The sequence below is a fragment of the Proteus faecis genome (genome assembly GCF_003144395.1).
In the GTDB taxonomy this organism is placed as follows: domain Bacteria; phylum Pseudomonadota; class Gammaproteobacteria; order Enterobacterales; family Enterobacteriaceae; genus Proteus; species Proteus faecis.
Window position 1 is genome coordinate 82,182 of the sequence record NZ_PENZ01000027.1, and the last position, 16,676, is coordinate 98,857.

The following is a 16,676-nucleotide window of genomic DNA, read 5'->3' on the forward strand; positions in this document are numbered from 1 at the left end:
TATAGTCCATTAATGACTTGTAGAGGATAAGGTAATGCAAATTATTCTGCTTGATAAAGTAGCGAATCTGGGTAGCCTGGGTGATCAGGTTAACGTAAAATCGGGCTATGCTCGTAACTATTTAATCCCACAGGGTAAAGCTGTTTCTGCGACTAAGAAAAACATCGAGTTTTTCGAAGCGCGTCGTGCTGAGTTAGAAGCTAAATTAGCTGAAACTTTAGCAGCAGCTGAAGCTCGTGCAGCGAAGATCAATGCACTGGGTTCTGTCACTATCAGCTCTAAAGCGGGTGACGAAGGTAAACTGTTTGGTTCAATCGGTACTCGTGACATCGCTGATGCAGTAACTGCAGCTGGCGTTGAAATGTGTAAGAGCGAAGTTCGCCTGCCAAATGGCGTTCTGCGTACTACTGGTGACCACGAAGTTCACTTCCAAGTTCACAGTGACGTATTCGCTGAACTGAATGTTATCATTGTTGCTGAATAATCTTCGATTAGACAGTTAATGTTGATAAAGAAAAACGCCAGCTTAGCTGGCGTTTTTTTTGATAAGTAAATGTTCTTCTTACTATGGTGTACGGTAATAACTTCCATCACTTAAACGAGTGTAAGTGATAACAGTACCGGCGCTATTTGTCACTTCTAGCATACTAACATCACCTTGCGGATTGCGCTGTAGACGAATAGTTTGCCCTGAGCGTAATTGACTTAATGATTTTTGTTGGTCTTCTGATTTCGCCATAGAAAATGCATCATTGACAGGAAGTTGATTGTCTCTAAAAAGTTGCGCTAAGGTTTGCCCTTCTTTGATAGTGTAGGTTTGCCATGTTTTTTGCTCAGGTGTTGATTGAGTGTCTTGTGGCGGTGTTGCTTGAGCAACATTTCCCACGGGAGCATTTTCCGTTGTTGGGTTATCTATTGATGGAGAAACCTCGGGATCGGCATTTAAGCTCTCTTGTGCTTGAGGGATCGGTGTTTGATACACTGGATCATTGGTAGACGCTATTGGTACAGGAAGATCATGCGTCGATGATGACGGTTGAGGTGGCTCACCATTATTTTCACTTGTAGGCCAAAAAAACACGACCAATAAAACAATAGCAATAACGAGTATTGCTCGACGATGTAAGCCTGGGAATTTGCCCATATTCACCTCATTATTGATCTGTGAATCAGTATTATGAATTGCTGTAACATCTTTTTTATTCCTTGTAGCCATACTAGCACGAACCATGATCCTAACCTGCTCCCTGAATTCTTTTCAGAATTATCTATTCGTTCTAACCGTTAATGTTCTTTATTCCCTTGATGGTTAACTAGAAATAGCTTCATTCGGTGATACACATTTTTATCAGTTTCTATGGTTAAAGCCTGCGTTAATTCCCCATAAAGGTCATGAGGTAATAATGTGTCAGACCATGTTGAAAGAACATTTAGTGCCATATTTCTATCACGCAATGTTGGACTGCGTAATTGTCTTTTGATAAGTGACCAGCCGATACCAGGAAAACCACCAAGATCTTGCATAATATATTCAACGGCATGATGAGATTGATATTCAGAGTAGGTAGTTATTAATGGATCATCTGTGCTATCTAATGCTGTTAATGCAATTTGTTGTTCTGCAAGTTTAACTACTCTTTCTATTTTGTGAGAAGCATCTGTTTGCATTAATTGGTGCCACCAATCCGCATTGGGATTATCTTTTTGTAGTGAAAAGAGCAACTCCCAAATATCAAGACGAAGAGATTTAGCGACAAGGCTTGCTTGGTAATTTTTTGAGCGAGAAGGGCTTTGTAATGCTTCGATGATGAGTGTTGACCACTCTGGCTTTTGAATAATATTTTGTGAAGTAGAGATAATTTGTTGTTGGCAATGATCGTTCCAGCCAAATGACTCGAGTAATAACCAATCCTCACCACTATTTTGCACAAAGTCGGCGATTTCACAGACGCAATAAAGAAGTTTTAATTCTTTTGGTGGCAAAGAATTGACCTGTGAAATAAAAGTATTACACGCTTGGGCACCCTCTACATAATCATAGATATCTTTTGCAGGGCCTCCATTAAGCAGTGCGCGTAAAAGATCACTACAACCAAGCAATAACTCATTATCTAAAGGATGCGTCTTCAACATCTCTAATAACGCGCCTTTTGTGGCACAGTCATAGGCCACATACTCTGTCATTACATTATTTTTATACCCTTCTGTCAGTAGCCAATAGCGATTATTAACAGACAGTGTTGATGGTAGATGCTCGATAAATTGGATGCGTCCCCAGCCTTTGGTTCGTTGACCAAGGGAATATAAAAAAGGCTCTAATTCTTCGCAAGAAAGACGCTGTTTTAGCGGACGGATAGCATAAAGTGTAAATTCAGGATGAAGAGCAAACAATAAAAGTAAACGTTGAGAAGTACTATCATTAAACGATCCTAATAGCCCTAAGGCAATTTTGATAGGATTCTTATCAGGACTTAGCTTCAAGATCCACAAGATTAATTGAAAATAGGTTTCATGATTAATCACTGTTTCATCTTGTTCTATTTTATCTATCAGATATGAAAGATAGGTAATAGGAGCGAGTTTATCTTGGCAGGCCATTGCATAAAAAGAATCGATATGCTCTTTATCAGGCAAAAGAATGACATGTTTTATTGCATGATAGAGTGATAATGCAAACTCTTCAGATGCTTTTTGAGGTGGCAACTGTTCAATCGCTCGACCTATTCGTTGGTGCAAAATAATTCCTTCACGAGCGCCTGCTGACCAACTAAAAGGTATTGAATTATCAACAGGTTTTAGCTTTAGATGTGCCTCTGACAATAGGTTTAATTCATCAGGTAAAGGTGTATCACCTATTTCATAAGGTGTTAATTGTGAAAGAATTGAAGGAGTAGAAGAATGACAAATGCTAGGAAAGTCTATTGTGAGGTCGATAGACAGAAGTGACTTACTGAAAAGCTTATCGCGCCAATTAGTCATAATAAATCCTATTTGTTTTGCCACCTTAGTATAACTTTAGCGGAAAATAGGAAAGCTGGATAAAAAAAAGCCAGAAAATCCATTTAGATCACTTAAGAAATCCCTCTCAAAAGCATACTTTCTTTCTTGAAATAGAAAAACAAATCAAAAAAAACTGGTCAATAAAATTAAAAAGCGGTACATTAGCAAAATTGCAAATTGTTATATTATAACATATCAATAAATGGGGTTTATTATGAAACTAAACATTCACCCTCAATATCGAACAGTGATTTTCCATGACACTAGTGTAGATGCTTATTTTAAAGTGGGGTCAACCATTCAAACGGAAAAGACAATAGAGTATGAAGGGCAAATATACCCTTATGTGACATTAGATGTCTCTTCACAATCACACCCATTTTATACCGGTAAGCAAAAGACACATTCTCAAGAAGGTAATGTGGCACGCTTTAATAAACGTTTTGGTCAATTTATTAAGTAAGGAAAAGATAATGCAGGTATTAAGCTCATTGAAAAGTGCTAAGCAGCGTCATCCCGATTGCAAAGTGGTGCGTCGTCGTGGTCGGCTTTATGTGATTTGTAAGTCCAATCCACGTTTTAAAGCCGTTCAGGGGTAAAGTTATGCAAAAACCAGTTATTTCTTGTGTTTTGATTATGGGATTGTTGGGTAGTGCGATGTCTGTTTTAGCACATAGCCACCATCATGAAAAAGTGCAAACACAAGCCCAGAAAGATGCTGCTAATGGAATTTTTAAAAATAAGGATGTGCTTGATCGCCAACTCAGTGATTGGGAAGGGGTATGGCAATCTGTAGAGCCTTATCTTCTCAGTGGCGAGTTAGATGAAGTTTTACAAAAGAAAGCAGAAACAAAAAAAGATAAAACGGTTGAAGAGTACCGTGCTTACTATACACAAGGCTATAAAACTGATGTAGATATGATTGGTATTGAAAACAATATTATTGAGTTCCATCGAGGTGAGAAAGTAGATAGCTGCGAATATCACTATGATGGTTATCGTGTTCTACATTATGAGTCTGGTAAGAAAGGCGTACGTTATCTTTTTCGTTGTGATGATGCTAAAAGCCAAGCGCCTAAATTTATTCAATTTAGCGATCACATTATTGCACCAGAGAAAGCAGGGCACTTCCATTTATATATGGGCAACATATCGCAAGATGAATTACTTAAAGAACTAAGCAATTGGCCCACATATTACCCTTATTCAATGAAAGCAGATGATATTGTTCACGAAATGCTTTATCACTGATAACTTCTTGATAAGAATATTGAGCTGACACCTTATACCCTTGGTTATTATCGAGGGTATTTTTCTTTAAAAAGATAATGATAAAAAAAGAAAAAGCAGTAGCATCCATGCTGACTTACTTTTATAAATAGCGTTAAAGATTATTATAATCCTTGGCAGAGATACTTCATCTCCATATAGTCTTCAATGCCGTGCTCAGAGCCTTCACGACCTAAACCTGATTGTTTAATACCACCAAATGGTGCAACTTCATTAGAAATTAACCCTGTGTTAATACCTACCATGCCGTATTCTAAATTTTCAGCAACACGCCAAATACGCTGTGGATTTTCACTATAAAAATAAGCAGCTAAACCATAAATGGTGTTGTTGGCTAAATGCACCACTTCATCTTCATTTTCAAAAACCACTAAAGGTGCGACAGGGCCAAATATTTCTTCTTCAAGAATATGGCTATCAGTAGGTACATTACCAACAACGGTAGGTTGGAAAAAGTTTTCCCCTGCTTTATCACTTTCCCCACCACAAAGTAGTGTTGCGCCACGTTTTAGCGTGTCGGCAAGTAATGATTGTGATTTTTCAACGGCTTTGCGGTTAATGAGTGGTCCAATAGAGACACCTTCTTCAAAACCATTTCCCACTTTGAGCTTTTTAACTGCATCAACAAAGCGCTCACTAAATTTTTGATAAACATCTTTATGAATATAAAAACGGTTAGCGCAAACACAGGTTTGTCCTGCGTTACGGAATTTTGCTCCCATAGCCCCTTCAACCGCTCTATCAATATCAGCATCGTTAAACACGATAAAGGGTGCATTGCCACCTAATTCTAAAGAGACTTTTTTTACGCTATCTGAGCATTGGCGCATTAATAAACGTCCAACCCCCGTAGAGCCTGTAAAACTTAATTTGCGAACACGGTTATCAGAGGTAAAGACTTCTCCAATTTTAATGGCATCACCTGTGACAATATTAATAACACCCGCAGGGATACCAGCTTGAGCGGCTAATTCGGCTAAAGCCAATGCGGTATAAGGCGTTTCATTGGCAGGTTTAATCACCATCGTACAACCCGCAGCTAATGCTGGAGCAGCTTTGCGGGTGATCATAGCCGCAGGGAAGTTCCAAGGAGTAATAGCAGCACAAACACCAATACCTTGTTTAATCACCATCAAACGTTTATCAGCAGAAGGCGAGGGAATAATTTCACCGTTGACTCTCTTACCTTGCTCTGCAAACCACTCGATAAACGAAGCTGCATAAGTAATTTCACCTTCAGCTTCAGCAACGGGTTTGCCTTGCTCGAATGTCATTAATTCAGCAAGTTTTCTTTTGTTTTCAATAATTAATTTAAACCAATTTTGCAATAATGCTCCGCGCTGATGTGCTGTCAGTGCACGCCATTTTGGTAACGCTTTTTGTGCAGCATCAACAGCCATTATTGCTTCTTGTGTTGCCATATTCGGTACCGTACCAAGTAAAGCACCCGTGGCAGGATCGATAACATCAACAGTTTCGTTGTTTTTAGCATTACACCACAGACCATCAATATAGCCTTGTTCACGGAAATAGGGATTTGCAGTTATTTTCACTTAATACCTCTCTGAACATCTCTGTATATTGATATTTAGCTCTAGATTAACAGAGCTAGGCAGTTTTATGCCTATGTATAAGTATATGCCTGTGTTGCAGTGTTGTGAAAATAAGTATGACAAATACCAATAAAAAAACGTCAAAATATGGTGAATAAGGTCAATTGACTACGTTTTTAATGAATAATCCGCATTACTCAAGACTGAAGGTTTACGCTGTACCTTACCACTGTTATTCTTGGATCTAACTTTCATAAAAAACAGGTATTTTTTCATGTCAAAACCATCATTTGATTCTATCGAATCACAGGCAAGTTACGGTATTGGTCTGCAAGTCGGTCAACAACTGACTGAATCAGGTCTTCAAGGATTAGAGCCCGCAGCACTGTTAGCTGGCTTGACCGATGCATTAGAAGGTAATGCACCTTCTGTACCTGTTGAAACATTACACAATGCCTTACGTACTATGCACGAGCGTGCGGAAGCTGTGCGTCAAGAACGCCAAGCAGAGCTGGCTGAGGCTGGTAAAGTTTTCCTAGACGAAAATGTGAAAAATGAAGGTGTTCAAGTTACAGAGTCGGGCTTACAGTACAAAGTACTGACAGCCGGTGAAGGTGCAATTCCTGCGCGTACAGATCATGTTCGCGTTCATTACACTGGTCGTTTAATTGATGGTACTGTGTTTGATAGCTCAGTTCAACGTGGGCAACCGGCTGAATTCCCAGTAAATGGCGTTATCGCTGGCTGGATTGAAGCATTAACATTAATGCCAGTTGGTTCAAAATGGGAATTATATATTCCTTACCAATTAGCTTATGGCGAACGTGGAGCTGGGGCGGCTATTCCTCCATTCGCAACATTAGTATTTGAAGTAGAATTATTAGAAATTTTATAATTTCTTATTCTGCTGTAAATCAGAGTAAAAAAATAGCCGGTTTTGCCGGCTATTTTGGTCTCTGGACTAAAATAAATAGACAGTAGGGTAATTAATTTTTATAAGAGAAGTTATCTACTTATAGAAATAAGCGAGGTGCATGATGTTAGAACAAGTCAGCAAATTAGCCCGCCAAGCAGGTATGGCGATAATGCAAATTTACCAGCAATCAGAGCCTATTCAAGTACAGGAAAAAAGTGATCACTCACCTGTCACCGAGGCTGATTTGGCCGCTCATCAAATCATCAAACAAGGACTTGCTTCTATTGCCCCAGATATACCTCAATTATCTGAAGAAGATCCTCCTGAATGGGAAGTTCGTCGTTATTGGGATCGTTATTGGCTGATTGATCCTCTAGATGGAACAAAAGAATTTATCAGTAAAAATGGTGAATTTACGGTAAATATTGCCTTAATTGAAAAAGGTATTCCTGTTTTAGGGGTTGTCTATGCACCGGTTCAAAATGTGTTATATGCAGCGGCAAATAAGCAAGCGTGGAAAGAAGTATGTGGACAACGACTGCCTATCCATGCAAGTCGTGCTGAGCCACCCGTGATCGTGATTAGCCGTTCTCATCAAGATGATGAATTAAAAGAATATCTCTCACAGCTTGGTGCACATCAAACCGTTGCTGTTGGTTCCTCTTTGAAGTTTTGTTTAGTTGCTGAAGGTAAAGCACAGCTTTATCCTCGCTTTGGCCCTACGCATACATGGGATACTGCAGCTGGCCATGCTATTGCGATTGCAGCGGGCGCACATGTTACAGATTGGAAAGGGGTAACGTTAGATTACTCTCCAAAAGAGTCGTTAATAAATCCAGGATTTCGAGTTTCTATCTTTTAGTTGTACTACTTTATTAAATTGGAGCCCTTTGTTTTAGAAGGGCTCTGATTTAGAAATTATTCTTTAATTAAGTCATTGATGAGATTGATAGCAGATGTAATTTCCGCACCGCTTAATACGCCTTCTTTGACGAAACGGACTTTGCCTTGTTTATCTAAAACAATAATCGCTGAACTCTCTTTTTCTAATCCCCAGCCTTTTAATGCGACGCCATCGGCATCAACAATAAACTGTGACCAAGGAAATTCTTTTTTACTGTCTTCAACGCTACCACGAACGAATGGGCCTGTGCCAAATACCGCATCATCAGTATTAATAATCGTAGTCGTTTGATAATTGGCATGTGGGAATTTAGCTAGTTTTACCGCTTCAATAAACGGTGCATTCATCTCCTTAGCTTTGCTACGTCCTGCTATATGTTGAACAGTACGTACTTTTCCACTGAGCAGACCACTATTCCAATTTTGGTAGCTAAACTTATCTTTGGTTGTGTCATAAAGTAGCTCACCTTTGTCATTGATTGTGACAGCAGGAAGGACTGTATTTTCAGTGATATTATGTGCGAATACCCATGTAGATGTGCTAAGTAAAAGAGCAGCTAAGGTTATTTTGTGCATAGCCATTGTCCTATTATTGAAATCGACGTTAGATTCTATCTAAGCATAGAAGCTAGTGAAGAATAATACCTCATCACTGATACATTTATTTAACATTGAGTGGGTAAGATAAGGCACATGCTATCTTTATTTATATTCTTTACTGTCAATAAATGTAAAAATAGATAAGAAAACTAAATAAGTGGAACCTAGTACTTATAATTAGGTCTTTAAATTTGATATATAAAGATTAGTCTTTATGACTTATTAAACTCAACAACGAGCATGGGAGACAACTGAAAGATGAAAATCTTCAATCGCTATAACCCTGAAAAAATTGCTCTCTACGTTAAGACGTTATTTCGTGGACGGTTTTATATCAAAGGAATGGGTGCATTTGAATTCGATTACGGTAAAATTTTATTACCAAAAATAAGAGATAAGCTACATTTTAATGTCATGAGTGAAGTGAATCAGCAGGTCATTTTATTGAAAGCAGAAATGGGCTAACTTTTATCTGATAGATAACTGAGTCTTTTTCTCTGATAAGTTAGATAAGACTCAGTTATTAATTGAGCTACGTTACTAATTAATCGGCTACTTTATTATTCTCATTTTTTTGAGTTTCAACTTTTGTTGTAGTCGTCTGTGTAACAGGAACATGTTCTTGTAAAACAGGTTTAACAGGAGGGATATCATCAATTTTTGTTACAAGCAATTGATCTATCTTGTAATTATCAATATCGACAACCTCAAACTTGTATCCCGAAAACTTCACATAATCAGTGCGTTTAGGAATTTTACGTAAACGATACATCATAAAACCAGCGATTGTTTCGTAGTTACTTGAATCAGGGAAATCGTCGATATCAAGTACACGCATCACATCATCAATTGGCGTACCGCCTTCAACTAGCCATGAATGCTCATCACGGCTCACAATCTGCTCTTCTTGTCCCGGTCCAATCAAATCACCCATCAAGGTTGTCATCACGTCATTTAGTGTAATAACACCCATTACCATGGCGTATTCATTAAGGATAATGGCAAAGTCTTCACCGGATGTTTTAAAACTTTCCAACATATCTGAAAGTGTTAATGTGTCAGGAATAATCAGCGCTTTACGAATATGAACACCCTCATTGAGATTTAGGCTTTGTCCGTTAATAACGCGATTAAGAAGTTCTTTAGAGTCTACATAACCAATAATATGGTCAATATCCCCTTCACAAACTAAAAATTTAGAGTGGGGCTGAGTAGCAATTTTTTCTTTGATATCGCTTTCAGTCTCTTCACGATCAAAATAGACCACATCTTCTCGTGGTGTCATGGCGGATGGTACAGTACGAGATTCTAATTCAAAGACATTTTCAATCAACTCATGCTCTTGTTTACGTAAAACCCCAGCAACAGCACCTGCTTCTACAATGGCAAAAATATCATCAGAAGTAATGTCTTCATTTCTGACCATTGGGATTTTAAATAACTTGAAGATGAGATCTGCCATACCATTAAATAACCACACCAAAGGGCGGAAGAAGGCAAGGCAGAAACGCATTGGGTTCACAATTCTTAATGCGATAGCTTCAGGTTTTATCATACCAATGCGTTTTGGTGTTAAGTCAGCCAATAAAATGAACATGGATGTGACAATAATAAAGGAACAAACAGATCCAAGCTGTTGTGCTAACGGCTCTTCAAAAAATTGGAGGTAAAAGTTTTTCAACGAAGGAGAGAAGGCTGACTCACCAACGATACCCGCCAAGATTGCGACAGCATTTAATCCAATTTGTACCACGGTAAAAAACATGCCCGGCATTTCTTGCATTTTTAATACACGTGCGGCGTTAATATTGCCCTCATCAACAAGTTGTTTGAGTTTAATTCGACGAGAAGCAGCAAGAGAGATTTCAGACAGCGAAAAAAAGGCGCTGATAGCACAAAGCAAAAGCACAATGAGTAAACTATTAAGCATATAAGGCTCACACCACCCTAAGTATTTAATCCAAAGGGCAATACTAGAATGTTAAAAATAGAAGATAAATCAATATATTGTGATGTAATTATTCACAAAGAAAGATAAGAGGGCGTAATTATATCATCGCCCTGCTATTTTCTGCTAGTTTTACTTTTCAGGAGGATAACAGATACCTATCCCGCCTAATCCACAATAACCTTGTGGGTTTTTGTATAAATATTGCTGGTGGTAATCTTCTGCAAAGTAAAATGGGCCCGCTGGCTGAATTTCAGTGGTAATTGTTTCAGTCGCACCTTGGGTATTCATCGCTTGTTGATAACGTTTTTTGGACTCAATAGCTTGCGCATATTGCTCTGAATTGACAGTGTAAATGGCAGAACGATATTGGCTACCAATATCGTTACCTTGGCGCATACCTTGTGATGGATTGTGGTTTTCCCAGAAAAGTGCCAAAAGTTGTGAATAGCTAATGATCGAAGGATCAAAAACAATTCTCACCACCTCACTATGGCCAGTTAAACCTTGGCAAACTTGTTGGTAGGTTGGATTTTCTGTTACACCACCGCTATAACCCGCACTTGTCGAGTAAACCCCCTGTTGTTGCCAAAATAGACGTTCAACACCCCAAAAGCAGCCCATCGCAAAATAAGCAATATCCATATTATCTGGAATATCATAAATAGAATGCCCATTTACTGCGTGATTAGCAGATATTTCTAATGGTATCGAAGTACCCCTTAAGGCATTCTCTGGTTGGTAAGCTTTGTGTTGCAAGGTAGACTCCAATTTTTATATTTGTAAACGCTTTACTATGGTAAAGGTTTAATATTGTTATAAACTAAATCTACAATAAAGCTTAAAACAGTTTGTCGTCAATTTATCTCATGGATTAAATAATATTGAGGAGAAAACGTGCCGAGATACTCCGTTATCTACGTTCTCTGTCTGTCTTTTATCGCACCTGTTGCTTATGGGGCAAATTTGCGTTTAAAAGTAGAAGGTTTAGAAGGGCAACTCGAAAAAAATGCACGAGTCCAGCTATCAAACATTACAACAGAAGAAGTTGCACCTGACGGGCGTTTTCGTGCGCGTGTTGAAAAGGCAATTCAAGAAGGCCTTCGCCCTTTAGGTTATTATCAGCCTAAAGTGACATTTTCTTATCAAGAAAATACCCCTCCTGCACGATCTGTATTAACCGCTAAAGTTGAACCCGGTATTCCTATTTTACTGAAAGGCGTCGATATTGTTCTCGAAGGTGGTGCTAAAACAGATAGCCAATATGCGAAAGTCATTAAAGAGAATACGCCTCCTCTTGATAGTGTTTTAAACCATGCGGAGTATGAGAAACTCAAAGGCTCATTAACAGGGCTTGCAATTCGTCGTGGCTATTTTGATGCTGAAATGCAAAAAAGTCAGTTGGGGGTTTCTTTAGATAATCATGCCTCATATTGGGATTTTGTTTTCGATAGTGGAGAACGCTATCGTTTCGGAAAAGTGAATTATACAGGATCTCAAATCCGTGAAGACTACCTACAAAATATCGTTCCTTTTAAAGAGGGACAATATTACTCTTCAGAAGATCTGGCTGAATTTAATCGCCGTTTAGCTGCAACAGGGTGGTTTAACTCTGCGGTTGTGACACCCGATATTGCTAAAGCGCGTGCAGAAGGCTCTTATCTGTTACCTATGAGTGCAGTTGTAACTCCTCGCTCTCGTAACTATGTTGAGCTTGGTGGTGGTTATGCTACTGATGTTGGCCCTCGCCTTAATATGCAGTGGGATAAGCCTTGGATGAATTCACGAGGTCATAGTTTAACCTCTAATATCAGTGTTTCTCAGCCTGAACAATCTATTGGTGCCAACTATAAAATTCCACTGAAGGTCAATCCATTAGAGCAGTACTATGGTGTTCAGGGAGGGTTTAAACGAACAGATTTAAATGATACTCGCTCGGATACCACAACACTAAATGTGTCTCGTAACTGGGATATGTCGACAGGCTGGCAATACAGTGTGAATACACGTTGGAGTCTCAGCCACTTTACCCAAGGTGAAGTCACAAATACAACCATGTTGCTTTATCCAGGGGTAACAGCCAGCCGTGTACGCCAACGTGGTGGTATGATGCCAACTTGGGGGGATAGCCAACGTTATACTTTAGATTACTCCAATAAAATATGGGGTTCTGATGTTGAGTTTGCTGCATTCCAAGCACAACATGTTTGGATACGTACACCATGGGATGGCCATCGCTTTGTGGTAAGAGGCAATTTTGGTTGGATTGAAACCAATGCGTTTGATCAAGTACCGCCTGAATTACGTTTCTTTGCCGGTGGTGATAGAAGTGTTCGTGGTTTTAAATACCAAAGCATTTCTCCAGAAGATAGTAAAGGAAATTTAACAGGGGCATCAAGGATGCTAGTAGGCTCGTTAGAATATCAATATAACGTTACGGGCAATTGGTGGGGTGCTGTCTTTATTGATAGTGGTGAAGCGGTTAACGACTTTACTCGTAGTGATTTTAAAACCGGTGCGGGTGCAGGTGTTCGTTGGGCATCCCCAGTGGGCCCAATTAAATTTGATTTAGCATTACCTGTGAGCGACGTTGAGAAGCGTAGACTCCAGTTTTATATCGGGTTAGGAGCTGAGTTATGATAATAAAGTGGTTGAAATGGATTGCACTAACACTCCTTATCATTATTTTGCTTACATTCGGTGCAGTTGCTTGGATTTTAGGTACTCAATCAGGTTTACATTTCGCGGTTAATAGTGCAACTCGTTGGGTTCCTGGCTTAGTTATCAAAGATGTTAATGGTGGTTGGCAAGACCTGCGTTTAACGGGGATTGAATATCAAATGCCCGGCGTTGATGTGAACGTGGGGGAGTTATCATTAGGATTACGTTTAGCATGCCTAACCGATAAACAAGTTTGTGTTGATACATTAGGCACACGAGATGTTGTTGTTAATGTTGATACTAGTGCTTTTCCCCCTTCTGAAGAAACACCTCCGTCAGCGCCTTTAACCGAGCTTAATGCACCATTACCTATCTATTTAAATTCTCTTTCATTAGAAAATACGCATGTGAAGATTGACGATATGGCAATCTCACTCGGTGAGTTTAAAACTGGCGCACAATGGGAAGGTCGTCAAGTTACATTAAACCCAACACTTATTAATGATTTGCTGGTGGCATTACCAAAGACACCAGAAGAAGGAACTATTGAAGCAACGACTCAAGATGTAAAAGAAGCCGTAGCTGTCAAACCTCAATCGGAGATGACAACACAAGAAGAAAAAGAACAGGCTTTAGCTGAAACAATTAAAGCGATTTTTGCTAAACCATTATTGGCCGAATTACCAGAGATTATTATTCCTGTTGATATCAATATTGAAGGAATTGAAGGTAAGCAATTACAGATTAGCGGTGATGCACCCGTTACGATTAATCAATTATTGTTTGAAGCAAAGACTCAAGGTCAGCAAGTTAATCTCACTAAATTAAATGTTGATGCGCCAGAAGGTGAAGTGAGTTTAAACGGGGGAATTACCCTAGATAAACAGTGGCCTGTTCATTTAGATGTGAATGCGACTATTCGCGATGTTGCAGGGCTTGAAGATTTTAAAGATCAAAAAGCGACGCTTTCTTTGCAAGGTGCATTACTTGAAGAACTGAAATTAGCACTCTCTTTAACAGGAACGGTTACAGCAACTTTAGACGCACAAGCTGAATTGGCAAAACCTCATCTTCCATTAAAATTGACACTCGAAAGCCAGAAAGTTCGTTGGCCATTAACGGGTGATGTTCAGTATCAACTTCGCGATACACGATTACGCTTGAATGGTCAGACGGATAATTATGATCTTTCATTACGCTCTGATATTGAAGGTCAGGAGATCCCGCCTGCAAAATTAACGCTAGATGCAAAAGGGAATGAAGAGAAAATAGAGCTAACGCGTTTACGTTTAGCTGCTTTGCAAGGTCATGCTGATATTACGGGGGTTGCTGATTGGAGTAAGGCAATTAGCTGGAATGCATTGCTCACTATTTCGGGAATTAATACGGCAAAACAGTACCCTGATGTGCCAGCAAAATTAGATGGGCGCATTGCAACAACAGGTAGTCTATATGGTGGAAGTTGGCAATTACGTGTTCCTGAAATTACCTTAGATGGCAATATCAAAAACAATCTTATTAAAGCGAGAGGTAATGCTTACGGTAATGATTCTGGCCAATGGAATATCCCTCAATTAAAACTTATTCTTGGTAAGAATAACCTCGATATTGAGGGGCATTTAGGTGATAAATGGGCATTGGATGCCAATATTAATGCTCCAGGATTAAATGGTTTAGTGCCAGGATTAGCGGGCGTAATTAAAGGTAAGGTAAATATTCGTGGTGATATGAACACACCTAAGATTATCGCTGATATCAATGCACAGGGTATTAAATGGCAAGATCAAGTCAGTGTTGAATCCATCACTATCAAAGGTGATGTTCAATCGGACAAAGAAATTGGTGGCAAGCTAGCTATTACTGCTCGTCAGCTAAAACAAGCCGATTTAGTTATTCGTAATTTAACGTTGGATGCTGCTGGTACCGAAAAACAGCATAAACTGACGTTAAAAATGGATGGTGAGCCTGTTTCTGGAGGACTGACATTAGCGGGTTCATTTGATAAAGAAAAACAGCAATGGAAAGGAACGCTAAATAATACAGCATTTGATACGCCGGTGGGTGAGTGGCGTTTAAATAAAGCCATAGCGTTGAATTTATTGGCAGAAAAGCAACAAGTCACCATTGGTTCTCATTGTTGGATAAACCCAAATGCACAAGTGTGTGTGCCTAAAGCGATAACGGTGGGGGAAAGCGGATCGGCGGCAATTACATTGACACGTTTTGATCTCGCTATGATAAAACCTTTCTTACCTTCAGAAACTTCTGTTCAAGGTGTATTTACTGGCGATGCGATGGCAACGTGGAACTCAAAAGGCGGTTTACCGAAAGCATCAGTCAACCTGAAAGGGCAAGGTGTTGCTGTAAAACAGAATATTGAAGGCACTATTTTACCGATTGATTTTGATGCTATCACCTTAAATGCAGGCGTTAACAATGGTAAAGCGACATTACAATGGCTGATTAGTATCGCGGGTAATGGTGATATTAAAGGTAATGTGCATGTCGCGGATCTTGAGAAGAAACGCCTGCTATCAGGTACGGTGGATATCGATAACTTGACATTAGATTTAATCAAGCCGTTTTTAGGTAAAGGTGAAATTGCTCAAGGTCGTGTCGGGGCGCAATTACGTTTAGGCGGAAACGCTCAATCTCCACTGTTATTGGGTCAATTTGGCATTAATCAATTAAAAGTGGTTGGGCATTGGATCCCGTTTGATATTACGAAAGGGAATGTTGATGTTCAATTTAATGGTGCGACGTCTGATCTAAGCGGTAGAATTGAAACTCCAGAAGGTTATTTAAATCTTACTGGTAATGCCGATTGGCGTAAGTTAGATGAATGGCACGCAGTAGTGGCAGCAAATGGTAACAAGCTACGTGTTGCATTACCTCCGATGGTACGTATTGATGTTAATCCTGATTTAGTGTTTGAGGCTAGCCCAAATTTACTGAAATTAGATGGGCGCATTGATATTCCTTGGGCACGTATTGTTGTTCAAGATTTACCAGAGTCTGCGGTCTCCGCTTCTTCTGATGAAGTGATGCTGGATAAAAACTTACAGCCAATTGCTCCAAAAGAGACATCGATTCCAATTCAAAGTGATTTAGCTATTAATATTGGCGATGATGTGACACTGGACGCATTTGGGCTTAAAGCTAGATTGACGGGAGCTCTCAAAGTCAATCAGAATAAACAAGGACTAGGTTTAAATGGCCAAATAGATATTCCAAAAGGCCAATTCAAAGCTTATGGGCAAGATCTACAAGTCCGTAAGGGACAAATTTTGTTCTCAGGGCCAGTTGATCAACCTTACTTGAATATTGAAGCTATTCGTAATCCTGAAAATACGGCAAATAATGTGATTGCTGGTGTCAGGGTTACAGGGCTTGCAGATAAACCTAAAGTTGATATTTTCTCTGAACCCGCATTTACACAGCAAGAAGCGTTATCTTACTTGCTAAGAGGTGAAGGGTTAGATAAAAGTGGTGATGCGGATTCATCACAAATGACAGCAATGCTGATAGGATTAGGCGTTGGTCAAAGTGGTCAGCTTGTAGGGCGCATTGGTGAAACCTTTGGTGTTTCGGATTTAGCGCTTGATACACAAGGTGTGGGAGATAGCTCACAAGTTGTGGTCAGCGGTAAGATCACCAACGATCTACAAGTGAAGTATGGAGTGGGTATATTTGATTCGCTAGCGACGTTAACCTTACGTTATCGCTTGATGCCCAGGTTGTATTTACAAGCAGTGTCTGGTATGAATCAGGCAATAGATCTGCTTTATCAATTTGAGTTTTAAAT

15 protein-coding genes are annotated in these 16,676 nt (G+C 39.4%); 9 read left to right on the top strand and 6 right to left on the bottom strand.

The window, feature by feature from the left end; all coding sequences use genetic code 11:
* Window positions 1-34 precede the first annotated feature (34 nt).
* Complete coding sequence (rplI, locus tag DK858_RS06270; RefSeq protein ID WP_023583606.1) at window positions 35-484, top strand: 50S ribosomal protein L9; 450 nt, start codon at window positions 35-37, stop codon at window positions 482-484.
* 81 nt (window positions 485-565) lie between these two features.
* On the opposite strand, the gene DK858_RS06275 is transcribed toward rplI, so the two are convergent.
* Together DK858_RS06275 and DK858_RS06280 are read right to left on the bottom strand one after the other, a co-directional pair.
* Window positions 566-1,231, bottom strand: a complete 666-nt coding sequence (locus DK858_RS06275; protein ID WP_109396669.1) for a LysM-like peptidoglycan-binding domain-containing protein — start codon at window positions 1,229-1,231, stop codon at window positions 566-568.
* Window positions 1,232-1,284: 53 nt separating this feature from the next.
* A complete protein-coding gene (locus DK858_RS06280) occupies window positions 1,285-2,979 on the bottom strand; it encodes a hypothetical protein (protein WP_109396670.1) in 1,695 nt (564 codons plus the stop codon).
* 235 nt (window positions 2,980-3,214) lie between these two features.
* Between DK858_RS06280 and DK858_RS06285 the strand changes: the two genes are divergently transcribed.
* From DK858_RS06285 to zinT, 3 genes are read left to right on the top strand one after another with little or no spacing between them, the layout of a single operon-like run.
* Window positions 3,215-3,463, top strand: a complete 249-nt coding sequence (locus DK858_RS06285; protein ID WP_109396672.1) for a type B 50S ribosomal protein L31 — start codon at window positions 3,215-3,217, stop codon at window positions 3,461-3,463.
* A gap of 10 nt (window positions 3,464-3,473) precedes the next feature.
* The gene (gene ykgO / locus DK858_RS06290) at window positions 3,474-3,599 is read left to right on the top strand and encodes a type B 50S ribosomal protein L36 (RefSeq protein WP_006535739.1); all 126 of its coding nucleotides are present in this window, start codon (window positions 3,474-3,476) and stop codon (window positions 3,597-3,599) included.
* A 4-nt stretch (window positions 3,600-3,603) separates the two neighbouring features.
* Window positions 3,604-4,251, top strand: coding sequence for a metal-binding protein ZinT (gene zinT / locus DK858_RS06295; RefSeq protein WP_109396674.1), 648 nt, complete (start codon window positions 3,604-3,606; stop codon window positions 4,249-4,251).
* Between the two features lie 143 nt (window positions 4,252-4,394).
* Here the strand turns inward: zinT and DK858_RS06300 are convergent, their stop codons facing one another.
* A complete protein-coding gene (locus DK858_RS06300) occupies window positions 4,395-5,843 on the bottom strand; it encodes an NAD-dependent succinate-semialdehyde dehydrogenase (RefSeq protein WP_109396675.1) in 1,449 nt (482 codons plus the stop codon).
* Window positions 5,844-6,117: 274 nt separating this feature from the next.
* Between DK858_RS06300 and DK858_RS06305 the strand changes: the two genes are divergently transcribed.
* Together DK858_RS06305 and cysQ are read left to right on the top strand one after the other, a co-directional pair.
* The gene (locus tag DK858_RS06305; protein ID WP_109396677.1) at window positions 6,118-6,738 is read left to right on the top strand and encodes a peptidylprolyl isomerase; all 621 of its coding nucleotides are present in this window, start codon (window positions 6,118-6,120) and stop codon (window positions 6,736-6,738) included.
* A gap of 142 nt (window positions 6,739-6,880) precedes the next feature.
* Entirely contained in the window at window positions 6,881-7,621 is a 741-nt protein-coding gene (gene cysQ, locus DK858_RS06310; protein ID WP_109396679.1) for a 3'(2'),5'-bisphosphate nucleotidase CysQ, read from the top strand.
* 56 nt (window positions 7,622-7,677) lie between these two features.
* Here cysQ and DK858_RS06315 read toward each other — a convergent pair whose 3' ends face one another.
* Window positions 7,678-8,238: a YtfJ family protein gene (locus DK858_RS06315; protein WP_109396680.1), complete on the bottom strand. Its 561-nt coding sequence runs from the start codon at window positions 8,236-8,238 to the stop codon at window positions 7,678-7,680.
* 282 nt (window positions 8,239-8,520) lie between these two features.
* On the opposite strand from DK858_RS06315, the gene DK858_RS06320 reads away from it, so the two are divergent.
* Window positions 8,521-8,727, top strand: a complete 207-nt coding sequence (locus DK858_RS06320; RefSeq protein WP_069369866.1) for a DUF1107 domain-containing protein — start codon at window positions 8,521-8,523, stop codon at window positions 8,725-8,727.
* Between the two features lie 79 nt (window positions 8,728-8,806).
* On the opposite strand, the gene DK858_RS06325 is transcribed toward DK858_RS06320, so the two are convergent.
* Both DK858_RS06325 and msrA read right to left on the bottom strand, forming a co-directional pair.
* A complete protein-coding gene (locus DK858_RS06325) occupies window positions 8,807-10,192 on the bottom strand; it encodes a polyamine export protein PaeA (RefSeq protein ID WP_109396682.1) in 1,386 nt (461 codons plus the stop codon).
* A 150-nt stretch (window positions 10,193-10,342) separates the two neighbouring features.
* Window positions 10,343-10,969 carry a peptide-methionine (S)-S-oxide reductase MsrA gene (msrA, locus tag DK858_RS06330; RefSeq protein WP_228407193.1) on the bottom strand — a complete coding sequence of 209 codons (627 nt, stop codon included), beginning with the start codon at window positions 10,967-10,969 and terminating at the stop codon, window positions 10,343-10,345.
* 138 nt (window positions 10,970-11,107) lie between these two features.
* On the opposite strand from msrA, the gene tamA reads away from it, so the two are divergent.
* Together tamA and tamB are read left to right on the top strand one after the other, a co-directional pair.
* On the top strand, window positions 11,108-12,850 hold the full coding sequence (gene tamA, locus DK858_RS06335; protein ID WP_109396686.1) for an autotransporter assembly complex protein TamA: 1,743 nt from the start codon (window positions 11,108-11,110) through the stop codon (window positions 12,848-12,850).
* Complete coding sequence (gene tamB, locus DK858_RS06340) at window positions 12,847-16,674, top strand: autotransporter assembly complex protein TamB (RefSeq protein ID WP_323368233.1); 3,828 nt, start codon at window positions 12,847-12,849, stop codon at window positions 16,672-16,674. The genes tamA and tamB overlap by 4 nt, the downstream gene beginning before the upstream one ends.
* The last annotated feature ends 2 nt before the right edge of the window (window positions 16,675-16,676 follow it).

What these genes read in the sequence shown, in the direction of transcription:
- rplI (WP_023583606.1), top strand. Translation starts at nt 35, where the DNA reads ATGCAAATTATTCTGCTTGATAAAGTAGCGAATCTGGGTAGCCTGGGT.
- DK858_RS06275 (WP_109396669.1), bottom strand. Translation starts at nt 1,231, where the DNA reads ATGGTTCGTGCTAGTATGGCTACAAGGAATAAAAAAGATGTTACAGCA.
- DK858_RS06280 (WP_109396670.1), bottom strand. Translation starts at nt 2,979, where the DNA reads ATGACTAATTGGCGCGATAAGCTTTTCAGTAAGTCACTTCTGTCTATC.
- DK858_RS06285 (WP_109396672.1), top strand. Translation starts at nt 3,215, where the DNA reads ATGAAACTAAACATTCACCCTCAATATCGAACAGTGATTTTCCATGAC.
- ykgO (WP_006535739.1), top strand. Translation starts at nt 3,474, where the DNA reads ATGCAGGTATTAAGCTCATTGAAAAGTGCTAAGCAGCGTCATCCCGAT.
- zinT (WP_109396674.1), top strand. Translation starts at nt 3,604, where the DNA reads ATGCAAAAACCAGTTATTTCTTGTGTTTTGATTATGGGATTGTTGGGT.
- DK858_RS06305 (WP_109396677.1), top strand. Translation starts at nt 6,118, where the DNA reads ATGTCAAAACCATCATTTGATTCTATCGAATCACAGGCAAGTTACGGT.
- cysQ (WP_109396679.1), top strand. Translation starts at nt 6,881, where the DNA reads ATGTTAGAACAAGTCAGCAAATTAGCCCGCCAAGCAGGTATGGCGATA.
- DK858_RS06315 (WP_109396680.1), bottom strand. Translation starts at nt 8,238, where the DNA reads ATGCACAAAATAACCTTAGCTGCTCTTTTACTTAGCACATCTACATGG.
- DK858_RS06320 (WP_069369866.1), top strand. Translation starts at nt 8,521, where the DNA reads ATGAAAATCTTCAATCGCTATAACCCTGAAAAAATTGCTCTCTACGTT.
- DK858_RS06325 (WP_109396682.1), bottom strand. Translation starts at nt 10,192, where the DNA reads ATGCTTAATAGTTTACTCATTGTGCTTTTGCTTTGTGCTATCAGCGCC.
- tamB (WP_323368233.1), top strand. Translation starts at nt 12,847, where the DNA reads ATGATAATAAAGTGGTTGAAATGGATTGCACTAACACTCCTTATCATT.